We start from the raw sequence: 6,954 nt of genomic DNA on the forward strand, positions 1-6,954 counted from the left end.
CTGACCTCGATCACGGTGATGAACGCCATCCTGATCGCCGGTGCGCGCACTACCTGGGCCGCGGCCCACGACCTGCAGCAGGCGCGGCTGCTGGGCGGATGGCTCGGTGCGCGGCTGGGCCGCTGGGACCTGTCGCGCGGCATACCGCCGGCCTCGGTGGCGGCCATCGGCCTGGTGGCGGTGGCGCTGGTGGGCCTGGGCACCGTCACTCGCGGCGGCTTCTCCACCATGGTGGACTACCTGTCGCCGGTGTACTGGGGCTTTCTGGTGCTGAGCGCGCTGTCGGTGCTGGTGCTGCGCCGCACCCACCCCGAGGCGCCGCGGCCCTTCAAGGTGCCGCTGTACCCCTGGCTGCCACTGGCCTTCTGCGCCTGCTGCGGCTACCTGCTGGTGTCGAGCGTGTTGTACGTGAAGGCCGGTGCGTTGGTGGGCCTGGGTGTGCTGGCGGTGGGAGCGGCGGTGCTGGCGCCGCGACGTGGTGCCACGGGCCCATAGCAGGCCGGGGGCAGCGAGCTTGGGGGCGACACCACCCGCCCGCCGGGCCGCCCCAAGGGCGGGTGAGCCCCAAGGGTCCGAAGGGCCCTCTACCAGGGCCCAGGGGGTAGCGAGCGCAGCGAGCTTGGGGGCTCCATCAAAGCGAAAGGGCCGATGCTTGCGCATCGGCCCTTGCTGATTTTTGGTGCCCAGGAGAGGACTCGAACCTCCACGGAGTTACCCGCTAGTACCTGAAACTAGTGCGTCTACCAATTCCGCCACCTGGGCATTTCAGGGCCGCGACTGTAGCACGAGAAGTTGCGTGTTTGGCAAGCCTTGCGCACAACTTGTCTAGACAACCGGGTCCTACGAAAAACCTTGGAAAGCCAGGCTTGCCAGGGTCTTGCGATTTTGGTGGCCAAGGGCGGAATCGAACCACCGACACGCGGATTTTCAATCCGCTGCTCTACCAACTGAGCTACTTGGCCAAGACCACGAGTATAGCGTCAAAACTTGGGGCCGCAATACCCCGCCGCGTTTTTTAGAGCGCGCTGCGCTTGTTGCGGCTCAGGTCCACGCCCAGCTGCTTGAGCTTGCGGTACAGGTGCGTGCGCTCCAGGCCGGTCTTCTCGGCCACGCGGGTCATGCTGCCGTTTTCCTTGGCCAGGTGGAACTCGAAGTAGCTCTTCTCGAACGCATCACGCGCCTCGCGCAGCGGCCGGTCGAGGTCGAAGGACTGCTCGCTTTGCGGGCCCAGTTGCAGTGGCTGCGGCGGCGGCAGGCCGAGGCCGCCGGTCATCGCCGACTCCACCGTGAGGCCACCGTCGCCGCGCAGCGGCAGGCCGCCGCCCAGGGGCGCCGCCTCATGGCCGCGAGGGGCGGGCTTGGCCAGGCCGGCTTCCACCGCACGCAGCAGCTTCTGCAAGGTGATGGGCTTTTCCAGGAAGGCCATCGCGCCGTACTTGGTGGCTTCCACCGCGGTGTCGATGGTGCCGTGGCCGCTCATCATGATGACGGGCATGGTCAGCTGCGAGGTGCTGCCCCATTCCTTGAGCAGCGTGATGCCGTCCACGTCGGGCATCCAGATGTCCAGCAGCACCAGGTCGGGACGTCGGCGCTCACGCGACGTGCGTGCCTGCGCGGCGTTTTCTGCAAGTTCGACGGTGTGACCTTCGTCGGTCAGGATCTCGGACAACAGGGCACGAATGCCGAGTTCGTCGTCAACAACAAGTATTGTGGCCATGATCCTCAGTGCGCCAGGGGAGGAGAACCGGCCACCACCACGGCGGCGGCGGCGGCGGTTTCGGCGGCGAGGTTCGAAAATGATAACGAAACTTGCGCGCCTGCCGGTTGAGCCGTTTCGCCCAAGCCGGCCACTTCATCGGTACGGTTGCCGATGCGCACGCGTGCGCCATGTTCATCGGCGATCTTCTTGACCACCGCCAGGCCCAGGCCGGTGCCTTTGCTCTTGGTGGTGACGTAGGGTTCGAACGCGCGCTTGAGCACCTTGTCGTTGAAACCGGGTCCGTTGTCCAGCACCTTCAGCCGCACGGCGCGCACGTCGCCGTTGTCGTTGCGCACGGCTTCGGTGATCACGTCGACATGGCCGTCGGCCCGTTCGTCCACCGCATCCAGCGCGTTCTGCACCAGGTTGTGCACCACCTGGCGCAGCTGCGTGGTGTCGCCCAGGATGGCGGGCAGGCCCGCGGCGCACTGCGCGGTCAGGCGGCCCTGCTCGGCCTGCGCGCCATACAGCGCCAGCACCTCGCCCACCAGCTGGTTGAGGTCGAGCGGCCCCAGCGTGGCCGCCGGCAGCCGCGCATAGTCGCGGAACTCGTTGACCAGCTGCTTCATCGCCTGCACCTGGGCGACGATGGTGCCCACCGAGCGCACCAGCATCGCCTGGTCGGTGCCTTCGAGCTTGCTTTCCAGCTTGTGCTGCAGCCGCTCGGCCGACAGCTGGATGGGCGTCAGCGGATTCTTGATCTCGTGCGCCAGCCGGCGCGCCACCTCGGCCCAGGCGGCCGAGCGCTGGGCCGAGACCACGTCGGTGATGTCGTCGAACACCATCAGCCGCGCGTCGTTGGGCAGCACCGCGCCGCGCACCAGCAGCGTCAGCGTGTCGCGGTCGGCCACGGTGGGCTGCAGGTCGAAGGAGTCCTGCCAGTGGTCGCGCTCGCCGGCCTCGGGGCTGGAGCGGTGCAGCTCGAAGCGCTGCCACACGCCCTGCGCAAAGGCTTCCAGCCCCGGCACCTGGTCCAGCCGCTGGCCCACATGGGCCGACAGCGGCAGCTTGAGGATGCGGGTGGCGCCGGGGTTCACGCGCTCGATGTGGCGCTCACGGTCGAACACCACCACGCCGGCGGTCAGGCTGTCGAGGATGGTCTGCAGGTGGGTGCGGGCGCTCTCGAGCTGCGCCACGCCGCGCTGCACCTGCTCGCGCGCCTGGCCCAGCTGCTCGGTCATGTCGGCAAAGCTGCGGGTCAGGCCGCCCAGCTCGTCGCCGGCGGTGGACACCGGCTTGGCCGTCAGGTCGCCCTGGGCCACCTGACGCACGCCTTCGGCCAGCAGCAGCAGCGGCCGCGCCAGCTGCGTGCCCAGCAGGCCGGCCAGCAGCACCGCACCGAACACCGCCAGGATGAGCGCCAGCGTCAGCGTGCCGACGTACATCTTGCGCAGGCCGTCGCGCGACAAGGCGCGCTGCTGGTACTCGCGGTAGGCGCTTTGCACCGCCAGCGCATTGGTGGCCAGCGCGGCCGGCACCGGCTGCACCACCAGCAGGAAGCGGTCCTCGCCGGCCAGCGTGATGTCGTTGTTGGGAATGAGCGCCAGCGCCCGCACCCGCCCGCGCGGCGCGGCGCCGGGCGTGGGCTCGTCGTCCAGTCCCTCCAGCTGGGCTGCGGCGCGCAGCAGCCGGGCCTGCCGCAGCTGCTGGGCCGAGGGTCGCTCGGGCGCGATGGCGGCGCCGGCACTGCCGCCCGCGGCCACCAGGCTTTGCCCGCTGGCATTGAGCAGGGCCACCTGCTCGGCGCCCAGCTGCTCGCGCAGGCGCTCGAGCTGCAGCGTGTCGGGCTGCAGTCGCGTTTCGGCCATGCGGTCGGCGGCGGCGCGGGTGCGGTCGCCCAGGTCCACCACCAGCGCGTCCAGCGTGCTGCGGCCCAGGTTGAGGCCGGCGTCCAGCGCGCCCTCCACCTTGGTGTCGAACCAGGCTTCGATGCTGCGGGTGACGAACTGGTAGCTCACGGTGTAGATGAGCACACCCGGCACCACGCCCACCAGCGCGAAGATGCCTGCCAGCTTGAACAGCAGCTTGCTACCGAACTTGCCGCGCTTGAGCCGCACCAGCAGCCGCACCGCGGCCAGCAGCACCACCAGCGCCAGCAGCGCCGCCACGGTGACGTTGACCCAGAACAGCCAGACGAAATTGCGCTCGTAGAACACGCGCGTGTCCGTCGTCAGGGCCAGCACGAAGGTGAGCACCAGGGCCACGCCGATGGCGGCCACCAGCGACACGATCCAGGCCCAGCGAAGCGACTTGCTCATCGCCCGCTCACTGCGCCTCGACCTGCACGGTGCGTTCCACCTGCAAGGTCCAGTCGGCCAAGGTGCCGATGCCGATCTGCATCGGCCGCGGCAGCTGGCCGGTGTCCAGCCGGAAGGTGAAGTCGACGTACAGCGGCTGGTCGGGCTCGACCTTGGCCAGGTCGGCCACCGGCCAGTTGCTGCCGCGCGAGATGGCGGCCAGCGCTTCGGCCTGCGTGCCGTACGACTGGTGCAGCCCGCCCTGGCTGACACGCCAGCTGGCCGTCAGCGGCTGGAAGGACAGGCGCCACGAACGGTTGGCGCGGCCCACCCGCTCATCGCGCCAGTACCAGCGCGGGCGGTAGGTGGTGGCCTGCGCCTCGAAGTAGATGGGCACGCCGCGCTGCAGGGCTTCGTCCACCACGCGGGGCAGCTGCAGCCGCACGTTGTAGTCCAGCACCAGCCCGCCCTCGGGCTTGCGCACGGCCAGCTCCAGCAGGTCCACGCCCTGCGCCGTGGCCGGCACGACGGCGACCGACAGCCAGGCCATCAGCCAGGCAGACAGCAGGGCCCGCCATGCGAGCGGCCCGAGAAGGGAGCGGACCATCCGGCAGCGGATCACGGCGGTGCGGGTCAATCAGGTCTTGTGCAGGAGCGCGTAGTAGAAGCCGTCGGACACCACGGCTTCGGCGGGATTGTCAGCCACCGGCAGCAGATGCCCGGGCGATGCCGGGTCCAGCCGCGCGCCGGCCGCGCCGTGGCGTTGCAAAAACGCATCGGTCTGCTGGCTGCCTTCGGCCCGGAACACCGAGCAGGTGGCCAGCAGCAGCCGGCCGCCCGGCGCCAGCAATGGCCACAGCGCCTCCAGCATCTGCGCCTGCACCTGGGCCAGCGCCATGATGTCCTCGGCCCGGCGCAGCCAGCGGATGTCGGGGTGGCGGCGCACGATGCCCGAGGCGCTGCAGGGCGCGTCCAGCAGGATGGCGTCGAAGGGCCGACCGTCCCACCAGCCACGCGGGTCGCGCGCATCGGCGGCCGCCACCTGCGCCTGCAGCCCCAGGCGGTTGAGCGTTTCCTGCACGCGCTTCAGGCGCACCGGGTCGCTGTCCAGCGCCAGCAGGTCCAGCTCGGCCAGCTCCAGCAGGTGGGCCGTCTTGCCGCCGGGGGCGGCGCAGGCATCCAGCACGCGGGCGCCTGCGGGCAGCGGCGGCAGCGTGCCTTCGCCATGCACCAGCAGCGGCGCTGCCCGCTGGGCGGCGGCGTCCTGCACCGAGACTTCGCCTTCCGCGAAGCCGGGCAGATGTTGCACCGGGCAGGGCTCGGCCAGCACCAGCGCCTGCGGGCCGACGACGGTGGCCGCCCGCCCCTGCGCTGCCAGCCGCTGCGCATAAGCCTGCGCCGTGCCGCGCCGCGCATTGACGCGCAGCGTCATCGGTGGGCGGCGGTTGGCGGCCTGCAGCACCGGCTGCCACTGGGCGGGCCAGTCCTGCTTGATGCGGTCGATCCACCACAGCGGATGGTTGAAGGCGGCCACCGGGTCGTGCGTGGCCGCAGCCACCAGCGCCGCCCGCTCGCGCAAAAAGCGCCGCAGCACGGCATTGATGAAGCCGGCCGCCGCCGGCGTGCGCTTGTGGGCCGCGGCCACGGCCTGGTCCACCAGCGTGTGGTCGCCATAGGGCGGCGCCTCGGTGGGCCACAGCAGCGCCAGCGCGGTGACCAGCAGCGCATCGACCTTGGGCGGCGGTGTCTTGGGGGCCACGGCCTCGCGCACCTTGGCCGCGCCGCCCAGCCAGCGCAGCGCATGGAAGCTCAGCGCCTGGGTGCCGGCGCGGGCATCGGGCGGCACGCGGGCGATCACGTCGGTCAGGGATTTGCCGCTGCGCACGGCCATCACGGCATCGGCCGTGTGGTCCAGCAGGCGGGAAAGCGGCAGGGCGTGCGGGGTCATCGAGGCAGTCTACCCAGCGGCCAAGGACGTAACAGACAATGCCAGGAGCCCGAGCAGGGCCGGAGCACCGAATGAGCATGTCACGCAGCATCCCCAAGATCCTTCCGAACGAGGACGACCTGGCTCGTCTGCCGGCCTCCGAGCGCATCCGCTACCGGCTGATCGGCGCCGATTGCCGCTACCACGCCAACGACAACATCTCGGCCCACGTGCGCCCCGGCGAGCTGGAAGAGCTGAAGGCCGAGGTGACGGCCAAGATGCAGGAAGTGCTGTCGTCGCTGGTGATCGACACCGAAAGCGACCACAACACCAACGAGACCGCGCGCCGCGTGGCCAAGATGTTCATCGACGAGGTGTTCCGCGGCCGCTATGTGCCGATGCCGGCGGTGACCGAGTTTCCCAACTTCTCGCGCCTGAACGAGCTGATGATCGTGGGCCCGGTGAAGGTGCGCAGCGCCTGCTCGCACCACCTGTGCCCCATCCTCGGCCGTGTGTGGATCGGCATCCTGCCCAACGAGCATTCCAACCTGATCGGCCTGAGCAAGTACGCCCGCATCTGCGAATGGGTGATGAGCCGGCCGCAGATCCAGGAAGAAGCGGTGACCATGCTGGCCGACGAGCTGCAGGACCGCGTCAAGCCCGACGGCCTGGCCATCGTGATGGAGGCCGACCACTTCTGCATGCACTGGCGCGGCGTCAAGGACGACGAGTCGATGATGACCAATTCGGTGATGCGCGGCGCCTTCCTCAAGGACTCGACGCTGCGGCGCGAATTCCTGTCGCTGCTGTCGAAGAAGAACGGCCACTGAGCAGCCCACCCGGAGAACACAGATGCTGGTACGACTGCTGTACGCGAGCCGCGCAAGCGCCTCGATCGACCAGGAAGAGCTGCACACGCTGCTGCGCCACTGCAAGTCGGCCAACCCGCGGCAGGGGGTGACGGGCGTGCTGTGCTTTTCCTCCGGCATCTTCATGCAGGTGCTGGAAGGCGGCCGCATGGCGGTGAACGC

Annotated in this window: 6 protein-coding genes, 2 tRNA genes and 1 pseudogene; 3 read left to right on the forward strand and 6 right to left on the reverse strand. The window is 69.8% G+C overall.

Features of this window, described 5'->3' with window-relative positions; genetic code table 11:
• Positions 1–495, forward strand: a pseudogene (locus ABNT58_RS00325) (amino acid permease); the annotation flags it as partial.
• A gap of 182 nt (positions 496–677) precedes the next feature.
• Here ABNT58_RS00325 and ABNT58_RS00330 read toward each other — a convergent pair.
• From ABNT58_RS00330 to rsmB, 6 genes are all read right to left on the reverse strand, one after another.
• Positions 678–762, reverse strand: a tRNA-Leu gene (locus ABNT58_RS00330).
• Positions 763–886: 124 nt separating this feature from the next.
• Positions 887–962 (reverse strand) — tRNA-Phe (locus tag ABNT58_RS00335).
• A gap of 53 nt (positions 963–1,015) precedes the next feature.
• Positions 1,016–1,717, reverse strand: a complete 702-nt coding sequence (locus tag ABNT58_RS00340) for a response regulator (protein WP_348751528.1) — start codon at positions 1,715–1,717, stop codon at positions 1,016–1,018.
• A 5-nt stretch (positions 1,718–1,722) separates the two neighbouring features.
• Positions 1,723–4,017, reverse strand: a complete 2,295-nt coding sequence (locus ABNT58_RS00345) for an ATP-binding protein (protein ID WP_348751529.1) — start codon at positions 4,015–4,017, stop codon at positions 1,723–1,725.
• Positions 4,018–4,024: 7 nt separating this feature from the next.
• Positions 4,025–4,546: a DUF4390 domain-containing protein gene (locus ABNT58_RS00350; protein WP_348751530.1), complete on the reverse strand. Its 522-nt coding sequence runs from the start codon at positions 4,544–4,546 to the stop codon at positions 4,025–4,027.
• An 87-nt stretch (positions 4,547–4,633) separates the two neighbouring features.
• Positions 4,634–5,944: a 16S rRNA (cytosine(967)-C(5))-methyltransferase RsmB gene (gene rsmB / locus ABNT58_RS00355; RefSeq protein WP_348751531.1), complete on the reverse strand. Its 1,311-nt coding sequence runs from the start codon at positions 5,942–5,944 to the stop codon at positions 4,634–4,636.
• Between the two features lie 77 nt (positions 5,945–6,021).
• On the opposite strand from rsmB, the gene ABNT58_RS00360 reads away from it, so the two are divergent.
• Together ABNT58_RS00360 and ABNT58_RS00365 are read left to right on the forward strand one after the other, a co-directional pair.
• Positions 6,022–6,753 carry a GTP cyclohydrolase I gene (locus tag ABNT58_RS00360; protein ID WP_348751532.1) on the forward strand — a complete coding sequence of 244 codons (732 nt, stop codon included), beginning with the start codon at positions 6,022–6,024 and terminating at the stop codon, positions 6,751–6,753.
• Positions 6,754–6,775: 22 nt separating this feature from the next.
• The coding region (locus tag ABNT58_RS00365) for a BLUF domain-containing protein (protein ID WP_348751533.1) at positions 6,776–6,954 on the forward strand (179 nt) is incomplete at its 3' end.

It is taken from the genome of uncultured Aquincola sp. (assembly GCF_964001545.1).
GTDB lineage: Bacteria > Pseudomonadota > Gammaproteobacteria > Burkholderiales > Burkholderiaceae_C > Aquincola.